At 70.1% G+C, this 25,220-nt stretch carries 24 protein-coding genes; 16 read left to right on the top strand and 8 right to left on the bottom strand.

Features of this window, described 5'->3' with window-relative positions:
• Positions 1-17: 17 nt before the first annotated feature.
• The 3 genes from EGT67_RS15375 to acnA all read right to left on the bottom strand — a co-directional run bounded on the left by EGT67_RS15375 (position 18) and on the right by acnA (position 4,942).
• On the bottom strand, positions 18-833 hold the full coding sequence (locus EGT67_RS15375; RefSeq protein WP_127916946.1) for an alpha/beta fold hydrolase: 816 nt from the start codon (positions 831-833) through the stop codon (positions 18-20).
• Between the two features lie 635 nt (positions 834-1,468).
• A complete protein-coding gene (locus EGT67_RS15365) occupies positions 1,469-2,038 on the bottom strand; it encodes a TetR/AcrR family transcriptional regulator (RefSeq protein ID WP_127916944.1) in 570 nt (189 codons plus the stop codon).
• 102 nt (positions 2,039-2,140) lie between these two features.
• The gene (gene acnA / locus EGT67_RS15360; protein WP_127916943.1) at positions 2,141-4,942 is read right to left on the bottom strand and encodes an aconitate hydratase AcnA; all 2,802 of its coding nucleotides are present in this window, start codon (positions 4,940-4,942) and stop codon (positions 2,141-2,143) included.
• Positions 4,943-5,281: 339 nt separating this feature from the next.
• On the opposite strand from acnA, the gene EGT67_RS15355 reads away from it, so the two are divergent.
• From EGT67_RS15355 to EGT67_RS15305, 11 genes are all read left to right on the top strand, one after another.
• Entirely contained in the window at positions 5,282-5,863 is a 582-nt protein-coding gene (locus EGT67_RS15355; RefSeq protein ID WP_127916942.1) for an Rv1476 family membrane protein, read from the top strand.
• A gap of 344 nt (positions 5,864-6,207) precedes the next feature.
• Positions 6,208-7,656 (top strand): NlpC/P60 family protein, encoded by a 1,449-nt coding sequence (locus EGT67_RS15350; RefSeq protein WP_241566048.1) that lies wholly within the window; start codon positions 6,208-6,210, stop codon positions 7,654-7,656.
• A gap of 156 nt (positions 7,657-7,812) precedes the next feature.
• Positions 7,813-8,871: an AAA family ATPase gene (locus EGT67_RS15345; RefSeq protein WP_241566058.1), complete on the top strand. Its 1,059-nt coding sequence runs from the start codon at positions 7,813-7,815 to the stop codon at positions 8,869-8,871.
• Positions 8,868-9,854, top strand: a complete 987-nt coding sequence (locus EGT67_RS15340) for a DUF58 domain-containing protein (RefSeq protein WP_127916939.1) — start codon at positions 8,868-8,870, stop codon at positions 9,852-9,854. The genes EGT67_RS15345 and EGT67_RS15340 overlap by 4 nt, the downstream gene beginning before the upstream one ends.
• Complete coding sequence (locus EGT67_RS15335) at positions 9,851-10,831, top strand: VWA domain-containing protein (protein ID WP_127916938.1); 981 nt, start codon at positions 9,851-9,853, stop codon at positions 10,829-10,831. Before EGT67_RS15340 ends, EGT67_RS15335 begins: the two co-directional genes overlap by 4 nt.
• 80 nt (positions 10,832-10,911) lie before the next feature.
• Positions 10,912-11,634: a 3-oxoacyl-ACP reductase FabG1 gene (gene fabG1, locus EGT67_RS15330; RefSeq protein WP_127916937.1), complete on the top strand. Its 723-nt coding sequence runs from the start codon at positions 10,912-10,914 to the stop codon at positions 11,632-11,634.
• Positions 11,635-11,700: 66 nt separating this feature from the next.
• Positions 11,701-12,498: an NADH-dependent enoyl-ACP reductase InhA gene (inhA, locus tag EGT67_RS15325; RefSeq protein WP_127916936.1), complete on the top strand. Its 798-nt coding sequence runs from the start codon at positions 11,701-11,703 to the stop codon at positions 12,496-12,498.
• Positions 12,499-12,540: 42 nt separating this feature from the next.
• Positions 12,541-13,608 (top strand): ferrochelatase, encoded by a 1,068-nt coding sequence (locus tag EGT67_RS15320; RefSeq protein WP_127916935.1) that lies wholly within the window; start codon positions 12,541-12,543, stop codon positions 13,606-13,608.
• Between the two features lie 352 nt (positions 13,609-13,960).
• Positions 13,961-14,194, top strand: a complete 234-nt coding sequence (locus EGT67_RS25330) for a recombinase family protein (protein ID WP_127916934.1) — start codon at positions 13,961-13,963, stop codon at positions 14,192-14,194.
• 161 nt (positions 14,195-14,355) lie between these two features.
• A complete protein-coding gene (locus tag EGT67_RS15310; RefSeq protein WP_127916933.1) occupies positions 14,356-16,143 on the top strand; it encodes a zinc ribbon domain-containing protein in 1,788 nt (595 codons plus the stop codon).
• Positions 16,144-16,159: 16 nt separating this feature from the next.
• Positions 16,160-16,645 carry a helix-turn-helix domain-containing protein gene (locus EGT67_RS15305; RefSeq protein ID WP_241566047.1) on the top strand — a complete coding sequence of 162 codons (486 nt, stop codon included), beginning with the start codon at positions 16,160-16,162 and terminating at the stop codon, positions 16,643-16,645.
• 6 nt (positions 16,646-16,651) lie between these two features.
• Here EGT67_RS15305 and EGT67_RS15300 read toward each other — a convergent pair whose 3' ends face one another.
• Complete coding sequence (locus EGT67_RS15300) at positions 16,652-17,464, bottom strand: hypothetical protein (protein WP_127916931.1); 813 nt, start codon at positions 17,462-17,464, stop codon at positions 16,652-16,654.
• A 67-nt stretch (positions 17,465-17,531) separates the two neighbouring features.
• Between EGT67_RS15300 and EGT67_RS15295 the strand changes: the two genes are divergently transcribed.
• From EGT67_RS15295 to EGT67_RS15280, 4 genes are read left to right on the top strand one after another with little or no spacing between them, the layout of a single operon-like run.
• Positions 17,532-18,353: a DUF3097 domain-containing protein gene (locus EGT67_RS15295; protein ID WP_127916930.1), complete on the top strand. Its 822-nt coding sequence runs from the start codon at positions 17,532-17,534 to the stop codon at positions 18,351-18,353.
• Positions 18,354-18,405: 52 nt separating this feature from the next.
• Positions 18,406-18,837: an NfeD family protein gene (locus tag EGT67_RS15290; RefSeq protein ID WP_127916929.1), complete on the top strand. Its 432-nt coding sequence runs from the start codon at positions 18,406-18,408 to the stop codon at positions 18,835-18,837.
• Between the two features lie 5 nt (positions 18,838-18,842).
• Positions 18,843-20,012 carry an SPFH domain-containing protein gene (locus EGT67_RS15285; protein ID WP_127916928.1) on the top strand — a complete coding sequence of 390 codons (1,170 nt, stop codon included), beginning with the start codon at positions 18,843-18,845 and terminating at the stop codon, positions 20,010-20,012.
• Between the two features lie 3 nt (positions 20,013-20,015).
• Positions 20,016-20,393, top strand: a complete 378-nt coding sequence (locus EGT67_RS15280; protein WP_241566046.1) for a ribosomal protein L7/L12 — start codon at positions 20,016-20,018, stop codon at positions 20,391-20,393.
• A 15-nt stretch (positions 20,394-20,408) separates the two neighbouring features.
• On the opposite strand, the gene EGT67_RS15275 is transcribed toward EGT67_RS15280, so the two are convergent.
• From EGT67_RS15275 to EGT67_RS15260, 4 genes are all read right to left on the bottom strand, one after another.
• Positions 20,409-20,939: a hypothetical protein gene (locus EGT67_RS15275; protein ID WP_127916927.1), complete on the bottom strand. Its 531-nt coding sequence runs from the start codon at positions 20,937-20,939 to the stop codon at positions 20,409-20,411.
• Complete coding sequence (locus EGT67_RS15270; protein ID WP_127916926.1) at positions 20,936-21,517, bottom strand: helix-turn-helix domain-containing protein; 582 nt, start codon at positions 21,515-21,517, stop codon at positions 20,936-20,938. Before EGT67_RS15270 ends, EGT67_RS15275 begins: the two co-directional genes overlap by 4 nt.
• Before the next feature lie 60 nt (positions 21,518-21,577).
• Positions 21,578-22,243 carry a TVP38/TMEM64 family protein gene (locus EGT67_RS15265; RefSeq protein ID WP_127916925.1) on the bottom strand — a complete coding sequence of 222 codons (666 nt, stop codon included), beginning with the start codon at positions 22,241-22,243 and terminating at the stop codon, positions 21,578-21,580.
• 70 nt (positions 22,244-22,313) lie between these two features.
• Positions 22,314-23,150 carry a PaaI family thioesterase gene (locus tag EGT67_RS15260; RefSeq protein ID WP_127916924.1) on the bottom strand — a complete coding sequence of 279 codons (837 nt, stop codon included), beginning with the start codon at positions 23,148-23,150 and terminating at the stop codon, positions 22,314-22,316.
• Positions 23,151-23,321: 171 nt separating this feature from the next.
• Between EGT67_RS15260 and mutA the strand changes: the two genes are divergently transcribed.
• Positions 23,322-25,217, top strand: a complete 1,896-nt coding sequence (mutA, locus tag EGT67_RS15255) for a methylmalonyl-CoA mutase small subunit (protein WP_127916923.1) — start codon at positions 23,322-23,324, stop codon at positions 25,215-25,217.
• The last annotated feature ends 3 nt before the right edge of the window (positions 25,218-25,220 follow it).

The following is a 25,220-nucleotide window of genomic DNA, read 5'->3' as shown; positions in this document are numbered from 1 at the left end:
GCTGTCGACGGGTAGGCCTACGAACCCCCCGCCAGGTGATCGAACAGCAGTGGTGCGAGGGTAGCGGGGGGAACGTCGTGGAAGCCGCCGTCGACCGCCAGGTATCGCGCACCGGGGATCATCTCCGCTACGGTCCGAGAGGGGATCTGTAGCCACGGAGGGCTGGCGACGCTCGCCAACGTCAGCGTCGGCACCGTGATTCCGGCGAACCGGTCGGCAGTCAACGGGCGGACCGTGATCGCTCCGTCGTAGCGCAGGGTGTGCGCCACCGCTTCCATGCCCGCCCACGCCGGAGACTGCCTGGTCTGAGCGACGGCTTCGGGCGGCAGCCCGACCGCCGCGGTCATGAAGTACTCGACGGCCTCCCCGCGCCGGTCGTCTGCCGAGAATGCGTCGAGCGTGGCCAGATAGTCCTCGGGGAGTTGCGGACCGCCCTCGATTTGCAACGGCGGTTCGAAGATCGCCAGCGAGCTGACGGGCAGCCCGGCGGCGGTCGCATCCAGGGCCAGGATCGCGCCTGAGGAGAGGCCGTACAAGCTGGCCGACCCGCCGATGTCCTCGATCAGGGCCGCGAGATCCTCGATCTCGCGTTCGACCGCGTACGGGGTGGTGTCGCCGCTGGAGCCGCGGCCGCGCCGGTCGTAGGCGATCGCGGTGCACCCGGGCGCCAGGGCCGCAGCCAGTTCGGCGGCGGTCGTCCGGTCGTTGAAGGCACCTCCCACGATGATGATCGGCGCGCCGTCTCCGGACCGCTCGTAGGCGATCGCGGTGCCGTCCCGCGAGATCGCATGATGAACGGGGCTACGCTGCGCTACTTCGGATATGTCGGACATGGCTTTCCTCCCTCATCGGAACGTGGTCCTGAGTATCGACCTGCACGGCCGCGAAAACTCATCGCTGACAGCGATGAGCATTCCCCTCGCCGCGAGGAGTGGTGCTCGGGAGGTATGCGACCAAGGGTTGGAGTCGAGGAGAAGGGACACCCGGAACGCGACCGGGCGCGGCCGCCGGTTGGCGGGGTGTTTCCGGTGGTGTCAGTCCGCGGTCACAGACGTATTCCGCGAAAGCTGCACCTCCCGATCGAGAACCCATACCATCCAATGGATGGCGTGGCTTGCGCTCTTCGTTCTGGCGGTCGTGGTGTCGGCGGCGGGTGCGCTCCTGCCACGGCGGGCACGGTTCGAGCGAGCGCCTGGATTCCCCTGGTTCTGGGTGGTGTTCCCCGTCACCTGCATGGCCATAGCTGCCGCGGTAGGCGTCTTCGTATGTCCCCAGGCGGTTACCGGCTCGGGGAGCTTCTGGTGGGATGCGCCCAGGACGAGTTCACCGGCGACGCAGTTTCTGTCAGGTGAGCAGTACCAGCGGTTTGTTCTGCTGCGGCGGTTGCGGCGGGTGCTGCCTGCCGTGTCCGCCGTCGGGATAGGGATGTGCGTGTGGGCGTGGCGGCGACGTCGCCTGTGAGGTCGGTTCAGGAATCCCTGCGCCGCACTGATTCCTCGACGAGATCGAGCACGGCCGAGAGGTTTTCGGCGCCGTGTCCGGACGCGATGCGGGCGATGAGCCCGTCGAGAACCAGATCGAGATAGTCGAGCAGGACGTCGGTCGGCAGATCGTCGCGCAGCCGTCCGGCGGACTTCTGGCGCTCGAGTCGGCGGACCGTGGCCTCGGTGAGTTCGGCGCTGCGCTGGGTCCAATCCCGGGCGAACTCGGGGTCGGTGCGCAGCCGACGGGCGATCTCGAGCCGGGTGCCCAGCCAGTCGAACTGGTCGGGGGACGCGAGCATGTCGCGCATCACCTGGACCAGGCCGCCCTCGGCGACCACGTCGGCCATCCGCTTGGCGTCCTCGTGGGCGAGGGCGAGGAACAGACCGTCCTTGTCCTTGAAATGGTGGAAGATCGCACCGCGCGAGAGCCCGGTGGTCTCCTCGAGGCGGCGCACGGTGGCGCCGTCGTAGCCGTACTGCGCGAAGCACTGGCGGGCCCCGTCCAGAATCTGGCTCCGCCGCGCCGCGAGATGGTCTTCACTGACCTTGGGCACAGCCGACATCCTTTCGTACGAAACGGAAACGGCGGGCCCGAGACTGACGTCCCGAGCCCGCCGTCAGCGCACTGCGTGATCGCTGATCACACGATCGGGTGACTAGCCCCGGATCATGTTGCGCAGCACGTACTGCAGGATGCCGCCGTTGCGGTAGTAGTCCGCCTCACCGGGGGTGTCGATGCGGACGACCGCGTCGAACTCGACCTTGCTGCCGTCGGCCTTGGTCGCGGTGACCTTGACCGTCTTCGGGGTGACGCCCTCGTTGAGCTTCTCGATACCCGCGATGTCGAAGGTCTCGGTGCCGTCCAGGCCCAGCGACCCGGCCGACTCGCCGGCCGGGAACTGCAGCGGCACGACGCCCATACCGATCAGGTTCGAGCGGTGGATGCGCTCGAACGACTCGGTGATGACGGCCTTGACGCCGAGCAGGCTGGTGCCCTTCGCGGCCCAGTCACGCGACGAACCGGAGCCGTACTCCTTGCCGCCCAGGACGACCAGCGGGATGCCGGCCTTCTGGTAGTTCTGCGACGCGTCGTAGATGAACGCCTGCGGCGCACCCTCCTGGGTGAAGTCGCGGGTGTAGCCACCCGAGACGCCGTCGAGCAGCTGGTTCTGCAGGCGGATGTTCGCGAACGTGCCGCGGATCATCACCTCGTGGTTACCGCGACGCGAGCCCAGGGAGTTGTAGTCCTTGCGCTCGACACCGTTGGCGTCCAGGTACTGCGCGGCCGGGGTGCCGGGCTTGATCGGGCCGGCCGGGCTGATGTGGTCGGTGGTGACCGAGTCGCCGAGCAGCGCGAGCACGCGAGCGCCCGAGATGTCGGTGACCGGAGCCGGATCCATCGTCATGCCGTCGAAGTACGGCGCCTTGCGGACGTAGGTCGAGTTCTCGTCCCACGCGAAGGTGTCGCCGGCCGGGGTGGCCAGGTTCTGCCAGCGCTCGTCGCCCTTGAAGACGTCGGCGTAGGACTTGCGGAACATGTCCTGGCTGATCGCCGACTTGATGGTGTCGTCGATCTCCTGGGCCGAAGGCCAGATGTCCTTCAGGAAGACGTCGTTGCCGTCCTGGTCCTGGCCCAGCGCGTCGGTCTCGAAGTCGAAGTCCATGGTGCCGGCCAGCGCGTACGCGATGACGAGCGGCGGGGACGCCAGGTAGTTCATCTTGACGTCGGGGGAGATGCGACCCTCGAAGTTGCGGTTACCGGAGAGCACCGCGGTGACCGACAGGTCGTGCTCGTTGATCGCCTTGGAGATCTCCTCCGGCAGCGGACCGGTGTTACCGATGCAGGTGGTGCAGCCGTAGCCGCCCAGGTAGAAGCCGAGCTTCTCGAGGTACGGCCACAGGCCGGCCTTCTCGTAGTAGTCGGAGACGACCTGCGAGCCGGGCGCCATGTTGGTCTTGACCCACGGCTTGGTCTCGAGGCCCTTCTCGACCGCGTTGCGGGCGAGCAGCGCGGCACCGAGCATGACCGACGGGTTCGAGGTGTTGGTGCAGGACGTGATGCCCGCGACCGCGACCGCGCCGTGGTCGAGAACGAACTCGCCGCGGTCGGTCTTCACCGTGACCGGCTTGGACGGCCGGCCGTGCGCACCGTTGGCGGCCGACGGAATCACCGAGGCGACGTCGGAGACACCGGCCGTCGAGGCCGGGTCGGACGCCGGGAAGGACTCCTCGACGGCCTCGTCCAGCGCGGAGTGCGCAGCCTCGGCACCGTTGGTGACGTAGGTGACGATGTCGCGACGGAACGCGTCCTTCGACTCCGACAGCAGGATGCGGTCCTGCGGGCGCTTCGGGCCGGCGATCGACGGCACGACGGTGCCGAGATCCAGCTCGAGGTACTCGGAGTACGCCGGCTCGTTCGCGGCGTCGTGCCACATGCCCTGCTCCTTGGCGTACGCCTCGACGAGCGCGAGCTGCTCGTCGCTGCGGCCGGTCAGGCGCAGGTAGTTGATGGTCTCGCCGTCGATCGGGAAGATCGCTGCGGTGGAACCGAACTCGGGGCTCATGTTGCCCAGGGTGGCGCGGTTCGCCAGCGGAACCTCGGCGACACCGGCGCCGTAGAACTCGACGAACTTGCCGACCACACCGTGCTTGCGCAGCATGTCGGTGACGGTGAGCACGACGTCGGTCGCGGTCACACCGGGCTTGATCTCACCGGTCAGCTTGAAGCCGACGACGCGCGGGATCAGCATGGAGACCGGCTGGCCGAGCATCGCGGCCTCGGCCTCGATGCCGCCGACGCCCCAGCCCAGCACGCCCAGGCCGTTGACCATCGTGGTGTGCGAGTCGGTGCCGACGCAGGTGTCGGGGTACGCCTGACCGTTACGGGTCATGACAGTGGGAGCCAGGTACTCGATGTTGACCTGGTGGACGATGCCCATGCCCGGGGGGACGACCTTGAAGTCGTCGAACGCGCCCTGGCCCCAGCGCAGGAACTGGTAACGCTCGCCGTTGCGCTGGTACTCGAGGTCGACGTTGCGCTCGAGGGCGTCGGCCTGGCCGAACACGTCGAGGATGACCGAGTGGTCGATGACCATGTCGGCGGGGGAGAGCGGGTTGACCTTGTTCGGGTCGCCACCGAGGGTGGTGACGGCCTCACGCATGGTGGCGAGGTCGACGACACACGGCACGCCGGTGAAGTCCTGCATGATCACGCGCGCGGGCGTGAACTGGATCTCGACGCTCGGCTGGGCCGAGGGATCCCAGTTCGCGATGGCGCGAATGTGATCGGCGGTGATGTTGGCGCCGTCCTCGGTGCGCAGCAGGTTCTCGGCGAGAACCTTCAGTGCGTAAGGCAGCTTCTCGGTGCCGGGCACGGCCGAGAGGCGGAAGATCTCGTACGAGTTGTCTCCGACCTCGAGCGTTCCCTTGGCGCCGAACGTATCAATACTGGTGGTCACGTCAGCTCCACTCGTCTTTGAGGTTCGCCGTCGACGGGGCTGTGTCGACGGCTGAAGCGAGGCACGCGAACAGTGCCCGGTTCGATCGGCGAACCGAACCCGACAGTTCCGCGGGCGTCTCGGGAGAAGTCTAACAGTACGCTTGTCCTGTGAGACTGCAGGGTCTGGCGCCGGAACGAGTGCGGCGTCGGGTCGGCTCGCATCGGTCCAATCCTCACGCAGTCGGCACGCGGGCGCAACGGACGGAGACTCTGCGGCGATATGTCTTCACGTACCCTTCCTTCCAGGCTTCCCCGCCTGCCCGCGAGTCCCTGTCTGCCCACCGATCCCGGATGAGAGATGCCTGCTCCTATCGCGCCTGCCCGCCTCCCGCTCGCTGCCACGATTCCCGACGACGTGTCCGTGGACGCGGTGCGCGCGGATCTGTCGGACGACGGTGTCTCGGCGCCGGACTCGGACGTCGCCGAGCTCCGTGACGTGGTCGCGCGCGCGCACGAACAGGGTGTGGACCTGAAAATCGTTGTGCTCGAAAAGGATCCGGGTCGTCCCGAGCAGTTGCGGGACCTGGCCACCGAGATCGGCAAGGTCGACGGCGGCACGGTACTGGTCCTGAGCCCGTCGTCGCCCGGCACCTACAGCGACACCCTCAGTCGCGTCGTGCTCGAGGGCGCGCAGGACCGCACCTACACCGGGAACGCGGTGCAATCGGCGAACAACTTCGTCGACGAGATCGCCCAACCCGGTGTGTCGTGGGGCCTCGTCACCGCGCTGCTCGTCCTGGTCGTCGGGCTCGTCGGTGGCCTCTCCTACGCCGCCAAGGTCCGCCGGGGGCCGTCGTCTCCCGCGGGTGATCCCGCGGCGCCCGCAGGGACCGCAGGGTCGTCCCCCGCCGGCGAGGAAACCGGCCGCCGCGCCGACTGACCGGCATCCGTCGGGCGCGAATAGCCGCCCGACCGCGCAGGCCGCCATGACCGGTCGGCGCCGTATTCGTCCCCATTTCGCCTGGTCGAATTACCACGACGTCATTTGTGACAAGAGTTCACCAGAGAGCGCAAAGTGTCGTACGGTGCCAATGGCGCTTTTTGGGGAAGAAGTGTCGCAAGAGTGATGTGAAGATTCACGTGACAGTTGTGTCGTCACGTGTTGCGTGCGTCTCCGGCGGGTGTCCGCCGGGGACGCACCTCCCCGCACGGATCGGGCAGACAGCCGGTTCCGGTCGCAGCAGTAGGGAGGGTGTTGTGAGGCGAAGGAGTTCACGCGCAGGCGTGCGACGTCCGGGTCTCTCACGGGCGCGGTCGCGCGTCGCGCGGGTGGTGCTGGGGGTCGGTGTCGTCGGTGCGCTGGTCGTGGGTACGCCGGGCATCACCGCCGCGGTGCCGCCCCCACCGCCCAACCCGTCCGACGCCGAGATCGAGAGCGGCAACGCCCAGGTGTCGGCCGGCGTCACCCAGGTCGGCGACCTCATCAACCAGGTCGCCGGCGCGAACCAGGAACTGGCCCGCCTCGACGACGAGGTCGCGATCAAGCGCGAGGACGTCAACCGCGCGCTCGTCGACCTGCAGACCGCCCGCGACGCCGCCGACGCCGCGGGAAGCCTCGTCGCCGTGAGCCAGCAGGCCCTGCGCGACGCGGGTACCCAGATCGAACAGGCGCAGCAGCGGTTCACCGACTACGCCGTCGAGAGCTACACCAAGGGCCGCAACGTCGCGTCGCTGTCGTCGTACTTCGGCGCCAAGGGGCCCGACGACATCCTCGACCGGGCCCAGATCATGCGCCTGCTCTCGGCCAGTCAGAAGGCGGTGCTCGACAACCTGCAGCGGGCCCGGACCGAACAGGCGAACCGGGATTCCGCGGCGCGCGAGGCGAAGCAGCGCGCCGACGCCGCGGCCGGTGCGGCCGAAGCGAAGAAGGCCGACGCCGAGGAGGCGATCGCGAGCGCCCGCGCCGCACTGCAGGAGCAGGCGTCCCGGAAGGCGGAGATCGAGGCGTCGCGCGCCGCCGCGCAGTCGCAGCTCGACGCGGCACGCAGCAACGTCGAAGGCCTGCAGGGGCAGCGCGACGCGTACGTCGCGTGGGACAACCAGCGCCGCGCCGAGGAGGCCGCCGCCGCGGCCGCCGCTGCCGCGGCGCAGGAGGCGGCCCGCCGCGCGGCGGAGGATCGCGCCGCGCAGGAGCGGGCGGCGCAACTCGCGGACGGCCAGCGTCCCCACACCCAGATCGACGAGGACTCCGACGGGTGGACGCCGCCCGCGCCGGTGAAACCGCGACCGATGGCGCCGGCCGTCACCGGCAGCGCGGCGATCGAGACGGTGATCGACCGCGGCATGTCGCAACTCGGTGTCCAGTACGCGTGGGGCGGCGGCAACGAGAACGGCCCGACGCTCGGCATCCGGGACGGCGGCGTCGCCGACAGCTTCGGTGACTTCAACAAGGTCGGCTTCGACTGCTCGGGGCTGATGATCTACGCGTTCGCGGGTGCCGGGATCTCGCTGCCGCACTACACCGGTTACCAGTACACCGCCGGCACGCAGGTGCCGTCGTCGGAGATGCGGCGCGGCGACATGATCTTCTACGGCCCGAACGCGAGCCAGCACGTCGCGCTGTACCTCGGGGACGGGCAGATGCTCGAGGCGCCACAGTCCGGTTCGGTCGTCCAGGTTTCGCCGGTGCGTTGGGACGGGATGACCCCCTACGCTGTCCGTATGGTGTCCTAGCTCGTCTCGTCCGGTGCCGGGGTAAGACGGTACCTGGAATAGTTGAGCGGACAGGCAAGTCGATCCGATCGATCTAGGTGGAAGCGGGGATTCTTGGTGACCTCACGTGACGGTGCTGTGGCGGGATCCGGCTCGGAGGGAGCGGTGCACGCGGGTATGGGAGGTCCGGCACCCGATCTGGCCCGCGACGTGCAGACCCTCGAGCGCGCGATCTACGAGGTCAAGCGCGTCATCGTCGGGCAGGACCGCCTGGTCGAGCGCATGCTCGTCGGCGTGCTCGCCAAGGGCCACGTGCTGCTCGAGGGCGTTCCCGGTGTGGCCAAGACCCTCGCGGTGGAGACGTTCGCGAAGGTCGTCGGCGGCTCGTTCTCCCGGGTCCAGTTCACCCCGGACCTGGTGCCGACCGACCTGATCGGCACCCGGATCTACCGGCAGGGCCGCGAGGAGTTCGACACCGAACTGGGTCCGGTCGTCGCGAACTTCCTGCTCGCCGACGAGATCAACCGCGCGCCCGCGAAGGTGCAGTCCGCGCTCCTCGAGGTGATGGCGGAGCGGCATGTCTCGATCGGTGGCAAGACGTACCCGATGCCCGAGCCGTTCCTCGTGATGGCGACGCAGAACCCGATCGAGAACGAGGGCGTCTACCCGCTGCCCGAAGCGCAGCGGGACCGCTTCCTGTTCAAGGTGCTCGTCGACTACCCGTCGGTGGAGGAGGAGCGCGAGATCGTCTACCGGATGGGCGTCGCCGCGCCCGAACCCAGTCAGATCCTCGATGCGCAGGAACTGGTGCGGCTGCAGAAGGTGGCGAGCAACGTGTTCGTCCACCACGCCCTCGTCGACTACGTGGTGCGGGTGATCGCCGCGACTCGCACGCCGCGTCAGTTCGGCCTCGACGACGTCGCCGGCTGGATCGCGTACGGCGCCTCCCCGCGCGCGACGCTCGGCATCATCTCCGCGTCGCGTGCGCTCGCGTTGCTGCGCGGCCGCGACTACGTCGTCCCGCAGGACGTGCTCGAGGTGATCCCGGACGTGCTGCGGCACCGCCTGGTGCTCTCGTACGACGCCCTGGCCGACGAGGTGTCGCCCGACGACGTGATCATCCGGGTGCTGCAGACCGTCGGGTTGCCGCAGGTCGGTGCGCAGCCGGTGGCCCAGCCGGCGCCGCCGGCGTTCGATCCCGGACCGGTGCCCGCGGCGACCACCCCGCAGCAGTGACCCGATCTGCGGGCGCGGTCCCGTCGTTCCGCTCCGGATCGCTGCGCGACCCGGAACTGACGGCGGCGCTGCGGACCCTCGAGCTCACCGTTCGTCGACGACTCGACGGCGTCCTGCACGGCGACCACCTCGGGCTCATCCCCGGGCCCGGCTCGGAGCCCGGCGACGCGCGCGAGTACCAGCCCGGCGACGACGTCCGGCAGATGGACTGGTCGGTGACCGCCCGGACCACGCACCCGCACGTGCGGCAGACGGTCGCCGACCGCGAACTGGAGACGTGGCTCGCGGTGGACCTGTCGTCGAGCCTGGACTTCGGCACCGCGTCGTGCGAGAAGCGCGACCTCGCGATCGCGGCCGCGTCCGCGGTCACCTACCTCGCCGGCGGCAGCGGAAACCGGATCGGGGCGATCGTCGCCACCGGCGACCGGATGCAGCGGATCCCGGCCCGCGGCGGTCGGGTGCACGCGCAGGCGATGCTGCGCCGGATCGCATCCACCCCGCACGCCGCGGAGGGTGTGCGGGGGGATCTGCGCGGTGCGCTCGAATCCCTGCGCCGACCCCAGCGGCGCCGCGGGCTGGCGGTCGTCATCAGCGATTTCCTCGGGCCGATCGACTGGGAGCACTCGCTGCGGGCGCTGTCGGGCAGACACGATCTGCTCGCGGTCGAGGTGCTCGACCCCCGCGACATGGACCTGCCCGACGCCGGTGACGTCGTGTTGTTCGACCCGGAATCCGGTCGGACGCGGGAGTTCTCGACGACCCCGCAGTTGCGCGCGGACTTCGCGCGGGCGGCTCGGGCACACCGTGCGGACGTCGAGGCGGCGTTGCGCCGGTGCGGCGCACCGCGGCTGAGCCTGAGCACGGACCGGGACTGGATCGCCGACGTCGTCCGCTTCGTCTCGGCCCGGCGGCACAGCTACGGTGCCGGGGCGGGTCGGTCCGGATCGAACCGGCCGGCCGCGGGTCGGGTGGCGCGCGGATGAGCCTGTCGCAGTTCACGTCCCCGTGGTGGCTGCTGTTCCTGGCGGTCGTGGCCGCGCTCGCCGCGGGTTACGTGGTGGTTCAGCGCCGCCGACAGAAGCACGTGCTCCGCTTCGCCAACATGGAGTTGCTCGAGAAGGTCGCGCCCAACCGGCCGAACATCACCCGGCACCTCCCCACGGCGCTGCTGCTCGTCGGTCTGCTCTTCCTCACCGTGGCGCTCGCGGGACCCACCGCGGACAAGCGGGTTCCACGGAACCGGGCGACGGTGGTGCTCGTGATCGACGTCTCGCTGTCGATGAAGGCGACCGACGTCGAACCGAGTCGCCTGGCCGCCGCACAGGAGGCCGCGAAGGCGTTCGCCGACGGCCTGACCCCCGGGATCAACCTCGGTCTGGTCGCGTTCGCCGGCACCGCCTCGGTGCTGGTGTCGCCGACCCCGAACCGGGACGAGACCAAGGCCGCGATCGACAACCTCTCGCTGAGCGAGCGCACCGCGACCGGCGAGGCGATCTTCACCTCGCTGCAGTCGATCGACACGCTCGCGGCCGTCCTCGGCGGCAGCGAGCAGGCTCCGCCGGCGCGGATCGTGCTGCTGTCCGACGGCAAGCAGACCGTGCCGGAGAGCCCGACCGATCCTCGTGGCGGCTTCACCGCGGCACGGCAGGCCAAGGACAAGGGTGTCCCGATCTCGACGATCTCGTTCGGCACCAGTTACGGCACCGTCGAGATCGAGGGCGACCGGATCCCGGTCCCGGTCGACGACCCGTCGCTGCGCGAGATCGCGGACCTGTCGGGCGGCAGCTTCTTCACCGCCTCGAGCCTCGAGGAACTGCGCGCCGTCTACGACACGCTCGAGGAGCAGATCGGCTTCGAGAACGCCCGCGGCGACGCGAGTCGCCCGTGGCTGGTGCTCGGCGTCCTGTTCTGCGCCGCCGGCCTCGGCACCGCGCTGGTGCTGCGGCAGCGCCTCCCGTGAGGTGGACTGCACGAGCGTCCAGTTGGTCAATTTCGTCCACCTGCGCCCGCAACCGGTGGCCGAGCAGATAGGTTGATCGCATGTCGAAAACCAGCACCCCGTCCCGTTCCGTGCTCGTGACCGGAGGCAACCGCGGCATCGGCCTCGCCGTCGCGCAGCGCCTCCTCGACGACGGACACAAGGTCGCCGTCACTCACCGCGGATCCGGAGTTCCCGAGGGTCTGTTCGGCGTGAAGTGCGACGTCACCGACGCGGACTCGATCGACCGTGCCTTCAAGGAGGTCGAGGAGCATCAGGGTCCTGTGGAGGTGCTGGTCGCCAACGCGGGAATCACCGACGACACGCTGCTCATGCGCATGGACGAGGAGCAGTTCTCGCGGGTTATCGACGCCAACCTGACCGGTGCGTTCCGCTGCGCCAAGCGCGCCAACCGGGCCATGCTCCGCGCGCGCTGGGGGCGGATGATCTTCCTAGGGTCGGTCGTCGGCCTCGCGGGTCAGGCGGGACAGATCAACTACGCGGCGTCGAAGGCCGGTGTCATCGGCATGGCGCGCTCGCTCACCCGGGAACTGGGTTCGCGTTCGATCACCGCGAACGTGGTGGCGCCGGGCTTCATCGAGACCGACATGACCGCGGATCTGTCGGACGACCTGCGCGACACGGCCAAGAAGTTCATCCCGCTGCAGCGCCTGGGCAAGCCCGAGGACGTCGCCGCGGTGGTCAGCTTCCTCGCCTCCGACGACTCCGCCTACGTCTCCGGTGCCGTGATCCCGGTGGACGGCGGCATGGGCATGGGCCACTAGCCCGTTCGGGCAACCACGAATCCAGCCAGCGCACACTGACTTTCAGCTACAGGAGGACCATCACCCATGGGCGGACTGCTCGAGGGCAAGACCATTCTCGTCACCGGCATCATCACCGACGCGTCGATCGCGTTCCACGTCGCGAAGGTGGCGCAGGAGCAGGGCGCGAAGGTGATCATCACCGGGTTCGACCGGCTCCGGCTGATCGACCGGATCGCCCAGCGCCTGCCCCAGCCGGTGCCGCCGGCCGTCGAGCTGAACGTGCAGAACGACGAGCACCTGGCCACCCTCGCCGACCGCGTCCGCGAGCTCGCCCCGGAGGGCATCGACGGCGTCGTGCACTCGATCGCGTTCTCGCCGCGCTCGGGCCTCGGTGCGCCGTTCCTCGACGCACCCTGGTCGGACATCTCGAACGCGATGGAGATCTCCGCGTACTCGTACGCCTCGTTGGCCAAGGCGCTGCTGCCGGTCCTCAACGACAACGCGTCGATCGTCGGCATGGACTTCGATCCGTCGCGGGCGATGCCGTTCTACAACTGGATGGGTGTGTCCAAGGCCACCCTCGAGGCGGTCAACCGCTACGTCGCCAAGGAAGTGGGCACGCGCGGGATCCGCTCCAACCTCGTGGCGGCCGGCCCGGTCAAGACCCTCGCCGCCAAGGCCATCGCCGGCGACGCGACCGGTCCCGGCGCGGAACTGAACAAGCTGAACACCGCGTGGGACGCCGCCGCCCCCATCGGGTGGGACGTCGACGACCCGACGGCCGTCGCCAAGAGCGTGTGCACGGTCCTCTCGGACTGGCTGCCCGGCACCACCGCGTCGATCATCTACGTGGACGGTGGCTTCCACGCGGTCGTCGGCTGACCCGTCCGCAACGGTCGGTCGGGGACGGGCGAGAATGAGGGCATGAGCGGTCAGCAGGACACGGAATTCGACGCACTACTCGTGCTCTCCTTCGGGGGGCCCGAGAAGCCGGAGGATGTGCGGCCGTTCCTCGAGAACGTCACACGGGGTCGAGGCGTGCCGCCGGAGCGCCTCGACGCCGTCGTCGAGCACTACATGCACTTCGGCGGTGTGTCCCCGATCAACGCGCTCAACCGCGACATCATCGCGCGGGTCGAGAACGAGTTGCGCGGTGCCGGAATCGATCTGCCGGTGTACTTCGGCAACCGCAACTGGCACCCGATGGTCGAGGAGACCGTCGGCCGCATGCGGGACGACGGGGTGCGCAACGCGCTCGTGTTCCCGACGTCGGCGTGGGGCGGGTACTCGGGGTGCCGGCAGTACCACGAGGACATCGTCCGGGCCCGCGCCGCGGTCGACGACGCGCCGACCCTGTCGAAGCTGCGGCAGTACTACGACCACCCGCTGATGGTCGCCGCCTTCGCCGATGCGATTCGTGATGCCGGGCAAGAGCTTTCGGAGGACGTCCGGGACCGGGCGCGGCTGGTGTTCACGGCGCACTCGGTGCCGCTCGCGGCGGATGCGAATGCCGGACCGCCCGCCGAGGGCGGGCACCTCTACAGCCGCCAGGTCGCGGAGGCGGCGCGTCTGTGCGCGGCGGCGGCCGGCGTCGACGAGTTCGACCTGGTGTGGCAGTCCCGGTCGGGCCCGCCGCAGGTCCCGTGGCTCGATCCGGACATCTGCGACCACCTCGAGGCGGTCGCCGCGTCCGGCGCGCCGGCGGTGATCGTCTGCCCGGTCGGGTTCGTGTCCGACCACCTCGAGGTGGTGTGGGACCTCGACACGGAGGCCCGCGACAAGGCCGCGGAACTGGGAATCGAGTTCACCCGTGTCGCGACGCCGGGGACCGATCCGCGATTCGCCCGCATGGTGCGGGAACTGGTCGAGGAACGCCGCTCCGGCGCGGCGCCGGCGCGCCTCGGTCGCGAACCGTTGCTCGGTGCCGCCGTCGACGGACGCCTGTGTGCCGTCGACTGCTGCGCCCCGGTCCGGCGGCCGGGCGCACGCTGACCGGCCCGCGTGTGCTTCCGGAGGGAAACAGTGCGGCGGGGTTTCCACTGTCAGCAGATTATCCGAGACTCCCTCCAAATATCTACTACTAACTCTGGGATGCGAATCGGTGAGGCCGCGGAGTGTCTGGGGATGTCGGTCGCGGGGGTACGAAAGGCTGCCACCGGGGGCTGATACCGTCGCGGCGCGCCGGGTCGGGGCATCGGTTGTTCGATCGCGCGGATCTGGATGCCTACCTGGGCAGGCCTGCGGCGAGTCTGACGTCGTCGGCCAGGCGGGAGCGCGTGGAGGCACTGTATTGCGGTGCGTCGGGGTCCACGGGTCAGAGTCCTCGCTAGCCATTCGGGAGAAGATGCTGCGGGAGAGCGCAAGTGGCGCCGTATACCGCGTGCACAAGGACCGCGGCTCCAGATTGCGGGAGCAGCGTGCGGGGCCGGACCGGATGCTCGACGACGCGGCTGATGGCCGATTCACGGTGGTGCGGGTCGTGCGGAGGGATCGATTGGCGCGGCTCGGCGTGGCGTGGATCGCGCGCCACTTGTCACAGGTCGGCGTTACTGTCGAGGTCTTGCGGGACCTCGGGTGACACATCGCTGGTGGAGGAGGGTGGATGACTTCATGGCGTTGCTGGCGGCGGTCTCCGGCCGCTTTTGCCAACTGCGATCGAAGAACCAGCGCAGGCTCCTCGATAACGCTGCGGCCCGGTTGGGGTAGGGGTGCCGATTGAACATTTCTGCGGATCTGGCTGTGTCCCGACAGTTTTCGTTCAGCACCCGCCCGCATGCTGCGGTGGATGGCGTGACCGGTGAGCCGGTGGGCCTCGACGATGTCGATGTCCGGGTTGGGTGGCTGCTGGACCTGGTGGCCGCGGCCGGTGCGGAGCTGCTTGAACGGTTGTGGCATCCGGTCACGTTCGATGTGCTCGCCGCGGGGCTGGACCGACAGGACCGGAGGCTGCCCGCGCAGGGGCATGTCGCCGCGGCGCGTCTCGGCTGGACCCCACGGTATCCGGACGGGGTGTATGCGCCGTCGCGGGTGACCCGGATGGTGACCGCCCAGGTCGTGTCGACGTTGCGAACCCTGGCGTTCCGGGACGCCGCGATCGTGTCACTGTCCGCCCGCTTCGATCCGGTCACCGGCCGCATCGCCCCACCAGACAATGTGAGCGATCACGTGCCGTCGGGCTTCGCGCGCGGTGTTCGCCGCCAGCTCGCCACCCGCGCACGCGACGGCGCCGTCGGCGAGGGGGTAGGACGGCTGAGGATCACCGATGTCCAGGGTCCGCCGCAGGTGGCGGCGATGGCTCGCCTGTCCGCGACGGACAAGCAGTTCGCGCAGCTCGCCGTGACGGGCGGCGAGCTGGTGTTGACGGTCAAACTCCCGACGTCTCCGGCGCCGCAGGGGCGGTCCGGGTGGCGGTGGGTCCGCCTGACCGCCGCTGTCCCCGCTCATCTGTGCGTGCGGGCGGTTACCGACTGGCACCTGCCGACTCTCACGCTCGATCACCGGGGCCTGCTGCTGCGGTGCGCGGCGACCGAATCCGTGCCCGCCGCCGACGCTGCTGCCGGGTTGGTCGCGGTCGGGGTCGACTGGTCCCCGTCCACCCTCGGTGCCACCGCGATCGCGGCCGACGGCCCTGGCGGGTTGTCGTCGACCTATCGAGGATGGACCTACGACGACCGCGGCCTGGGCGTGAAGCTCGCGCGGCTGCAGGCCGAAGGCCAGTTGCTGCACCGCAAGGCCGCATGCCTGGCAAGGCTCGCCGCCACCGCGCCGCCGGAGGTGCGGGCCCGGTTGGAAGCGAAGATTGCGGTCCTCGACGGCAATCGGACCGCGGTTGGCGTCAAACGGGCGAAGATCAACCGGGAGTTGGCGTTTCACTTTGCCCGCCAGGTCACCGACCACGCCACCACCGTCGGCGCGCGCGTGATCGCCGTCGAGGATCTCGCCACCCTCGAACCGAAGAATCGTGGGCGGGGCAACAACAATCGGGCAGCCCAATCGGCTCGCCGCAAGGCCGTCGCCGCGCTCGCGCACACCGCCGCCGGTGCGGGGATCGAGGTGGTCACGGTGCCCGCCCGCGGCTCGTCCGCCCTGTGTCCGGGCTGCAACGAGGAACTCACCCGACCCGGCGGCTACCACACCGCCCGGTGCGGGCCCTGCGGCCTGCACGGCAACCGTGATCACGTCGCCGGGGTGAACCTCGCCAAACGTGTCCTCCTCGGCCGAGGCAGGATCGTCCGGCGCCCCGGCCATCTGCCTGCGATCCGGGTGGCCGAACACGCCCCGGTCCGCAAGAGCCGGGACAAGAACCAGCCCACACCGGCCCGGCCGCGACACCGCCGCGTCCGCCGTAGCCTTCACCTCAACACGCACCGGGCGGGGGTGAAACCCAACAACCCTGTTCCTGCACCCCAAGCGTCGGTGTGGGACACGGTCAAACCCGCAGCGCCACGTTGCGACACGGGTAGCCGTGACACACACGGAACTCCACCGCCCGCCACACCAGTGGTAGAGAGTGCGAGATCCACGTAGACGCTATGTTGAGCGGGTGCACGAGATCTACCACCGCTTCGAGTTCACGTTCATCGTTCCGCTGATGACGGTCTCGCGGGAGGCTGCGGTCGAGGCGGGGTTCGACGGCCGCGTCGACGACCACGGCGGACTGCAGTTGCTGACGGTGACGACCGAGGGAATGCGGTGCGCGACGGCGGGCATGAGCCTGGTCGACCAGTTGGTGACCGAGGGCGTCCGGCCACTGCGCACCCACCCGGATCTGGTGACGCGCCAGGACATTGCCGATCGTGCCGGGGTGACCCGGCAGGCGGTGGGGCAGTGGGTGCGCGGGGTGCGTCAACGCGGGACGCCGTTCCCCGTCCCGTTCAACACCGTCTCAGGGGGCATCTGGCTGTGGGGCGACGTGTACGCCTGGCTACGACACCACGATTACGGCCGCGACACAGGCTTGCGGTATCCGACGTTGGACGAGCACGTGCGGATCGACCGGCACATCGTGATGAACCACCGCGACAGCTGAGTCGCGTCAGGCGCGGTGCGCGGAGCGCGCGCAGGCCGACACGGCGGCCACCCGGGCCGTTCGCACCGCGGTCCACAGCGGGCGCAGCAGGTCCTCGCGGGCGGCGGCGCTCGATGCCGACGGCGCTTCGGTCGGTGAATCGTCCTCGGCCACAGCGAGAATGGTGGCCACCTGGTCGGCCGAGTCGAGGATGCGCAGTGCCCGGGTCGGGATCGCGTCGGGGTATCGGTGGTGTGCCCGGTCGTCGAGCGCCTCGGCGATGCGCCGGCGGGGATCCGTGCCGGGCCGCCCGGTGCTCACCGACGACAGTTGCAGGAGGGCGTCGGCGGCGTCCCGGATCGCCTCGCGCATCGCGTACTCGGCCGCGCCGAGCCCGGTGTGCTCGCCGGGCGCCGGCACCGTCGCGATCGGAAAGACGCTCCAGCGCAGCACGTCGGGCCCCTCGACTACGGGGACGAGGCCGATACCCGGCTGTCCGGTCGCGCCGACGATGACGCCCTCGCCGGCGTCGAGCGCGGCGCGGGCGAAGCCGGTGCCGGCGGGTAGCCCGCGGACGTCGCCGGGTGCCGGCAGCACCAGGCGGACCTCGGCCGCGTCTGAGTCCGCGGCCTGGCGCACCAGGCGGAGCAGGATCGGTCCCGCGCCGTCCTGCACCCCCGGCCATTCGAGGCCGGCGGACAGCGCCGTCCCGGCGTCGGACGCGCCGACGATGTGCATCGGCGCCCACTGGTGCAGGGCGTCGATCACGTCGTCGGGTGCACTGTCGCCGGCGAGCCAGGAACCGGCCCACACGGTCAGCGTCGCGCTGGGAGAACTCACGGTAAACGAGCATAGGACGGCGTGGCGGGATCCGCGCCTGCCGCCGCCTGACATAGCGTCGGATGCCGTGAACGCGAGCAACAAGTACGGCGACATCTTCGCCGGTCACCCCCGTACCCGTAAGCCCACGACGCCGCAGGTCGCCGCCGAGCGGGACCTGGTGGTCGAGGACGCGGCGACAGGATTCTGCGGGGCCGTGGTCGGGATCGAGCGCACCTACGACGGCGACTTCGTGCGCCTCGAGGACGGCGCCCGCCGCACCCGGTTGTTCGCGATGCGGGAGGCCGCGTTCCTCATCGACGGCCGACCCGTCACCCTCGTCCGCCCCGCCCCGCAGGCGCAGAAGGCGCCGCAGCGGTCGGCGTCGGGGTCGACGAAGGTCGAGGGCCTGCGCGCCCGCACGGCGCTGCCCAGCCGGATCTGGGTCGAGGGCGTCCACGACGCCGCGCTCGTCGAGCGGGTGTGGGGCCACGACCTGCGGGTGGAGGGCGTCGTCGTCGAGCACCTCGAGGGCCTCGACAACCTCGCCGACCGCCTGGCCGAGTTCCAGCCGGGCCCCGGTCGGAAGGTCGGTGTCCTGGTCGACCACCTCGTCACCGGATCGAAGGAGGAACGCCTGACGCAGGGCCTCGGCCCGTACGTGATGGTCACCGGGCATCCGTACATCGACGTGTGGGAGGCGGTGCGGCCGAAGTCGGTCGGCATCGAGGCGTGGCCGCGGATCCCGCACGGGCGGGACTGGAAGACCGGCGTGTGCGATGCCCTCGGCTGGGGCACGCCGCAGGACGGCTGGCGTCGGGTCTACGGCGCGGTCGACAGCTTCCGGGACCTCGAGGCGCCGTTGATCGGGGCCGTGGAGCGGCTCGTCGACTTCGTGACCGTGGACTGACGGGCGGATTCGCGCCCGTCTCGCTCGGCGGAACTTCTGGTTAGATGGTGCTGTGGCAGCTCTGATTTGGCTGGTGGCGGGGTTGTTGCTGGCGGCCGCGGAGGCATTGGTGGGGGAGTTCTTCCTGCTGATGCTGGCCGGCGGCGCGGTGGTGACGGCCGGTTTCAGCGCGGTGACCGACTTCCCGGTCTGGGTCGATGCGATCGTGTTCGGCGTCGTGTCGCTCGCCCTCGTCCTGGGCGTGCGGCCGGCGCTGTTGCGGCGCTTCGAGAAGCCGCCGCTCAAGCTGATGAACACGGAGGCCCTGCCCGGCAAGAAGGCGCTCGTGCTCGAGGAGGTCGGCGAGCACACCGGCCGGGTCAAGCTCGACGGTGACGTGTGGACCGCGCGTCCGCTCGACGTCACCGAGGTGTACCCACCGGGGACGACAGTCACGGTGATGGAGATCGACGGCGCTACCGCCGTCGTATGGAGGGGACCGTAGGAGAGATGGCTGCACTGATTGTTCTGGCGGTACTGGTCGTACTCGTCGTCGTCGTGGTCGCGAAGTCGGTGGCGCTGGTGCCGCAGGCCGAGGCCGCCGTGATCGAGCGCCTGGGCCGCTACATCAAGACCGTGTCCGGGCAGTTGACGTTCCTGGTCCCGTTCGTGGACCGGATCCGCGCGAAGGTCGATCTGCGCGAACGGGTCGTGTCGTTCGCTCCGCAGCCGGTCATCACGCAGGACAACCTGACGCTGTCGATCGACACGGTCGTGTATTTCCAGGTGACCAACCCGCAGGCCGCGGTCTACGAGATCAGCAACTACATCGCCGCCGTCGAGCAGCTCACCATCACCACGCTGCGCAACGTCGTCGGTGGCATGACCCTCGAGGAGACGCTCACCTCGCGTGACTCGATCAACGGTCAACTGCGCGGCGTCCTCGACGAGGCCACCGGCCGGTGGGGCCTGCGCGTCGCCCGCGTCGAGCTCAAGAGCATCGATCCGCCGCCGTCGATCCAGGAGTCGATGGAGAAGCAGATGAAAGCTGACCGCGAGAAGCGGGCGACAATCCTCACAGCGGAGGGCCTTCGCGAGTCGTCCATCAAGACCGCCGAGGGTGCCAAGCAGAGCCAGATCCTCGCGGCGGAGGGTGCGAAGCAGGCCGCGATCCTGTCGGCCGAGGGTGAGCGCCAGTCGCGGATCCTGCGCGCACAGGGCGAGCGCGCCGCCAAGTACCTGCAGGCGCAGGGTCAGGCCAAGGCGATCGAGAAGGTGTTCGCGGCCATCAAGTCGGGCAAGCCCACGCCGGAACTCCTTGCGTACCAGTACCTCCAGACGCTGCCGCAGATGGCGCAGGGCGACGCGAACAAGGTGTGGCTCGTGCCCAGCGATTTCGGTGACGCGCTCAAGGGATTCGCGAAGACGCTCGGCGCGCCGGGCGAGGACGGTGTGTTCCGGTACGAGCCGAGCCGCACCGAGGACGAGAACCTGCCGCGGCCCGAGGACGACTCCGACGAGATCGCCGGCTGGTTCGAGACCAAGACCGATCCCGCGGTCGAGCGGGCGGTCCGCGCCGCCGAGGCGGTCGCCCGCACGCCCGTCGAGAGCCCGCTGACCCAGGAGCATCTGCTCGGCGGCGGTGAGCAGCAGGAGGAGTTGCCACCGGGCCAGGTGTAGCTCGTGCTGCGCTGGTTGGAGAACGAACGGGTCTGGGGCAGGACGCTGGTCCTGGCATGGCTCGTCGTCCTGGTCGGACCGTCCGCCGTCGACCGGATGACCTCGCAGCCGTCGGTGTGGGACTGGATGTGGCTCGCCATCTTCGTGGTCGCCCTGGCCGGTTCTGTCGTGACGACGGTGTCGGCGTGGCGGAACCGGAACGAATTGCAGCGTGAGACGGTTCGGGTTGCGCCGGAGGACGTTCCGATCGAGGATGTGCGGACTGCGATCGCGTCGACGTTCGAGCGGATCTCGGCAATCAAGGCGCTGCGCGAGATGCATCCCGGTCTGGGGCTGCGCGACGCGAAGGACCTCGTCGAGTCGCAGCCCCCGTACCGGTAGCCGGCGGGGCGGCGATCAGGTGACCAGCGCCCGGCCGACACCGGCGACCGCGATCGCCCACAGCACGCTGGTGAAGGTGCCGATGATGAACTGCTCCGACGCGTGCGGCTCACGCAGTTCGGGATAGCGCGCGAGGCCCTTGACGGCGAGGACGATGGCGATGCCCTCCGGCCAGCCCGCGAGGATCGAGACCGCGACGGCCGTGCGCTCGAGCAGTCCGATCACGCGGCCACCGCGCAGCGGGCCGTCGTCCGGTTCCGGCCCGGCGTCGGGTTGCCGTCGCGCGAACCGGAAGGCGGCCAGCACCATCGGGGCGCCGCCGGTCGCCGCCGCGGCCACCGTCAGGACGTACGTGGCGGCGAGGGCGAACCCGTGGACCGGCGGCGCGGCGGTCGCCGCGAGTGCCGCGCCGGCCAAGGCGAGGACGGCGGCAAGCGGTGCTAGCTGAGCGACGACACCAGCGGGCCGGGAGGCCGCCCCCAATCGGCCGGCGACGACGCCGATCAGCGCCGCGATCCCGACAAGCGTGAGGCTGAGTGCGGTCAACGATCGGCCCTCCCGAGTAGTCGTGTGGCCAGGCGCCGGCCGGCCACTTCGGCCTGCCATCCCGCCGCGGAAAGTCGTTGGGACACGGCCTGCTTACTGATGCCGAGTTCGGCGGCGGCCTCGGCCTGGGTGAGTCCGCGTTGCATCAGGTCCACCGCGGCCTGTCCCTGCGGCGATCGCCGCGCCACCAGCAGTGCGACCAGCGACAGGGCCGTGTCGGCGTCCTGCGCGGCATCGGGGTCCTCGGCTTCGACGGTCACCGCGGCCGGCGCCTTCTTGGCCCGTTCGACGGCCACCCGGGCGGCCTCGAAGGCAGGACCCCGGCCCGCGCGGGTCTGGGCGGGCAGCGGTTCCTCGACGACGCCGACGCCGACCCCGATGCTCCAGTGCCCGCGGCGGACGAGGTCGAGGACGAGATCGACGACCGTCGCCGGGTCGTCGGCCACCGCCTGGACCTCGTCGCCAGCGGTGCGTTCGAACGGGCGCAGCAGCGGGCGCTCGGCGAGGTCGGTCAGGAGCGGTGCGACGCGGTCGATGTCGCGTCGGCTGCCGCGTTGATCCACGGTCAGGACGTACATGGGGCAAGGCTAATGGCTTGATTCGTGTATATCAAGCCTCAAAGCTTTACTTTTTGGAGTTCAGGCCTGATCCTTGACTGCGGCCTTCTGGACCGGTGTCCGGGCATCGACGAACAGGCCGAGGACGCCGACGGCGATGCAGACCCCGGACACGGCCAGCAGTGCCGGATCGGTCTCGCCGGTGAGAGCGTCCGCGAGCAGCACCACGCCGACCGTGCCCGGCAGGGCTCCGACGACGGTCGCGACGGTGAACGGGAGCACCCGGATCGAGGACACGCCGCAGCAGTAGTTGACCACCGAGAACGGGACCGCGGCGATCAACCGGAGGGATCCGACCGCGAGCCACCCGCGCCGCGCCAGGCGCTCGTCCACGGCCTTCACCGCCGGGTGCGTCAGGTGGGCGGCCACCGCGTCACGGCCGATCGCGCGCACCGCCAGCAGTGCGAGCACCGCGCTGACGGTCGTGGCCGCGATCGCCACCGTGATGCCCGTGACGGCCCCGAACAGCACGCCCGCGCTGACGGTGAAGATGGTGCGGGGAACCGGTGCCATCGTCACCACGACGTGCACGAGGAAGAACACGACCACGAACATCGGGCCGACGGCGTCGGCCCACGCCCGGATCTGGTCGATCGACGGGAGCGGCACCAACGCGGCCACGACGAACAGCACCGCCAACCCGACGAGGGCGCCGAGAACCCGGGGATCCCTCAGTCGCGCAATCACGATCGATCAGGGTACCCCCGCGGCCCGGCGCGATCGGCGAACGAACGCGGTGCGTCAGTGCCGGGGTGCCTCAGTGGGTCGGCGCGGCGGGCCTGCTCGGCCGGCGGCACGTGACGGTGGCGACCGCGCACACCCGGCCGTCGCCGCCGGTGCTCGTCACGCGGGCGACGGCGACCGAGCGACCCGACCTGATCACCTCGGCGGTGAACACGACGTCGGCGTCGACGGGTGCGGGTCGGAAGAAGTTGATGCGCATCGACGCGGTGTGCATCGGTGCGTCGGGTGTGCTGACGGCCGCGTTGCCGACCAGGTCGATCGCGCTGGCCTGGATGCCGCCGTGCATCACGCCGAGTTTGTTGGCCAGGGCCGGGTTCGGGGGCACGACGAGGCGGGCGCCGTCGGTGTCGTCGAAGCGCCCGCCGATCCGGACGAGGGGTGAGGCCGACGCGGCGGGGATCGACCCCGCAGTCGCGATCGGGCGCACGACGCCGGTGCTGCTGTCGGCGCCGCCGTCGACGAAGTTGCCCCACGCGGTCCCGGTCGCGATCAGGGTGCCGTCCGCGTCGCGGATCTCGGTGGCGCTGACGCCGCCGTCCTCTGTGACGGTGACCACACGGCCGTCGGCGTGGAGTTCCGGGCCGACCCAACCGGTCGGTGTGAGAAAGTCCACTGACAGGTCCGCGGTGACGAGGCCGGTGCGCTCGCCGCGGTGGTCCCAGAGCGTGAATCCGAGGATGTCGTCGACGAGAATGCCCAGCGTGGCGGTGGGGGAGACGTCCCGGGAGTCGAGTCCGTCGATCTCCATGGCGATGCGGTTGAAACCGTCGAGACGCTGCGGTGGACGCATTCGGAACAGTCGTTGCGGGGTGATCGAGACACCTTCTTCCAGGACGTTCGCAACGGTCATGATTCGAGGCTAACGAACCGTGGGTGGCCTCACGTCGGCGACCGGACCGGTGCGGTTAGCATCACAAGTCAGGGGACGGTAATCGTCCCATTTGTTTGTCCGATTGTTCTGTCCGATTGGAAGACCGTTCGCCATGAGCGATCGCACACGAGAGTGAGAGGGAGTCGCCCCGTGTCACCAGCTTCAGAAGCCGAGGACGCCGCGCGCGCCTACTCGGAATGGCAGCAGGCCGTCGCCGGCGTGCTCGCCAAGTCGCGTCGAGTGGACGCCGCCGAGCTGGGCCCGGAACCGCAGAAGCTTCTCGAGACCACCACCTACGACGGTGTGACCGTCTCGCCGTTGTACAGCGGACGCGACGAGCTCCCCGAGGCCCCGCTGCCCGGACAGTTCCCGTTCGTCCGCGGCGCCGACGGCAGCCGTGACGTCAACTCCGGCTGGCTGGTCGCCGCGCGGTTCGGTCAGGGCGCGCAGAACGGTGCCGACGTCAACCGCACGATCCTCGATGGGCTCGAGAACGGCGTGAGCGCGGTGTCGCTGTCCGTCGGCGGCACGAACCTGCCCGTCGCCGCTCTGGACCTTGCGCTCACGGGTGTGCTTCTCGACCTGGCGCCGCTGACCCTGGACGCGGGTGCGGACACCGTCGCCGCGACGCAGCAGCTCTACGCGCTCGTCGACCAGCGTGCCGCTGCAGGTGACGGCGTCGCCGACCGTGCCCAGGTCCGGATCGGGCTGGGCGCCTCGCCGCTGACCGACGCGTTCTCCGGTGCCGCCGGTGTCGAGCTGGCCGACGCGGTCGCGCTCGCCGACGCCGCCGCCGCTCGCGCCGAGACGGTGCGGGCGATCACGGTGGACGGCACCGCCTTCCACAACGCGGGCGCCGGCGACGCCGAGGAGCTCGGTGCGGCCGTCGCGGCCGGCGTCGAGTACCTGCGCGCGCTCGCCGAGCAGGGCCTGACGATCTCGGCGGCCCTGGGCCAGCTCGAGTTCCGCCTCGCCGCGACCGACGACCAGTTCCAGACCATCGCGAAGTTCCGTGCCGGCCGCCAGGTGTGGGCACGGGTCGCGCAGGTGTGCGGTGCCTCCGAGTTCGGTGGCGCGGTCCAGCACGCGGTCACGTCGGCCGCGATGATGGCGCAGCGCGACCCCTGGGTGAACATGCTCCGCACCACGCTCGCCGCGTTCGGTGCCGGTGTCGGCGGCGCCGATTCGGTGACGGTCCTGCCGTTCGACGTCGCGCTGCCCGCGGGCGCCGCCGGTGTCTCGAAGTCGTTCTCCGAGCGCATCGCCCGCAACACCCAGCTGCTGCTGCTCGAGGAGTCGCACCTCGGCCGCGTCCTCGATCCGGGCGCCGGCTCGTGGTACGTCGAGCAGCTGACGCAGCAGGTCGCGGAGAAGGCGTGGGAGTTCTTCCAGCAGATCGAGGCCGCCGGTGGTTACCGGGCCGCGCTCGCGGCCGGGATCATCGCCGACCGTGTCGCCGCGACGAAGGCCGCCCGCGACTCCGACATCGCGCACCGCCGGACCGCGGTCACGGGCGTCAACGAGTTCCCGAACCTCGGTGAGGATCCGCTGCCCGCGGGTGCCGCCGAGGCCGGCGCGACCGTCGCCCGCTACGCGGCCGCGTTCGAGGCGCTGCGGGACCGCTCGGATGCGTTCCTCGCCGCGAACGGTGCTCGGCCCCAGGTGTTCCTGGCCCCGCTCGGCCCCGTCGCCGAGCACAACGTGCGTTCGACGTTCGCGACCAACCTCCTCGCCTCCGGTGGCATCGAGGCCGTCAACCCGGGTCCGCTGGATCCGACGGACGGCAGCATCGCCCCGGCCGTCAAGGAGTCGGGCGCGAAGATCGCGGTGCTGTGCGGCACCGACAAGCGTTACGGCGAGCAGGGCGCGGCGGCCGTCGCCGCGCTCCGCGAGGCAGGCATCGAGCAGGTGCTGCTGGCCGGACCGGAGAAGATCTTCGCCGAGGTCGAGGGTGCCGAGCGTCCCGACGGATTCCTTACCGCCCGCATCGACGCAGTCGCGGCCCTGACCGCACTGCTCGACGCAATCGACGGTGACAACAAGTGACTG

This window comes from Prescottella agglutinans, assembly GCF_004011865.1.
GTDB lineage: Bacteria > Actinomycetota > Actinomycetes > Mycobacteriales > Mycobacteriaceae > Prescottella > Prescottella agglutinans.
This window is presented reverse-complemented; position numbering and strand designations above follow the sequence as displayed.

Coding starts and splice junctions, on each gene's coding strand:
- EGT67_RS15375 (WP_127916946.1), bottom strand. CDS start 833: ATGTCCGACATATCCGAAGTAGCGCAGCGTAGCCCCGTTCATCATGCG.
- EGT67_RS15355 (WP_127916942.1), top strand. CDS start 5,282: ATGCCTGCTCCTATCGCGCCTGCCCGCCTCCCGCTCGCTGCCACGATT.
- EGT67_RS15345 (WP_241566058.1), top strand. CDS start 7,813: ATGGGAGGTCCGGCACCCGATCTGGCCCGCGACGTGCAGACCCTCGAG.
- EGT67_RS15335 (WP_127916938.1), top strand. CDS start 9,851: ATGAGCCTGTCGCAGTTCACGTCCCCGTGGTGGCTGCTGTTCCTGGCG.
- fabG1 (WP_127916937.1), top strand. CDS start 10,912: ATGTCGAAAACCAGCACCCCGTCCCGTTCCGTGCTCGTGACCGGAGGC.
- inhA (WP_127916936.1), top strand. CDS start 11,701: ATGGGCGGACTGCTCGAGGGCAAGACCATTCTCGTCACCGGCATCATC.
- EGT67_RS15320 (WP_127916935.1), top strand. CDS start 12,541: ATGAGCGGTCAGCAGGACACGGAATTCGACGCACTACTCGTGCTCTCC.
- EGT67_RS25330 (WP_127916934.1), top strand. CDS start 13,961: ATGCTGCGGGAGAGCGCAAGTGGCGCCGTATACCGCGTGCACAAGGAC.
- EGT67_RS15285 (WP_127916928.1), top strand. CDS start 18,843: ATGGCTGCACTGATTGTTCTGGCGGTACTGGTCGTACTCGTCGTCGTC.
- EGT67_RS15270 (WP_127916926.1), bottom strand. CDS start 21,517: ATGTACGTCCTGACCGTGGATCAACGCGGCAGCCGACGCGACATCGAC.
- EGT67_RS15260 (WP_127916924.1), bottom strand. CDS start 23,150: ATGACCGTTGCGAACGTCCTGGAAGAAGGTGTCTCGATCACCCCGCAA.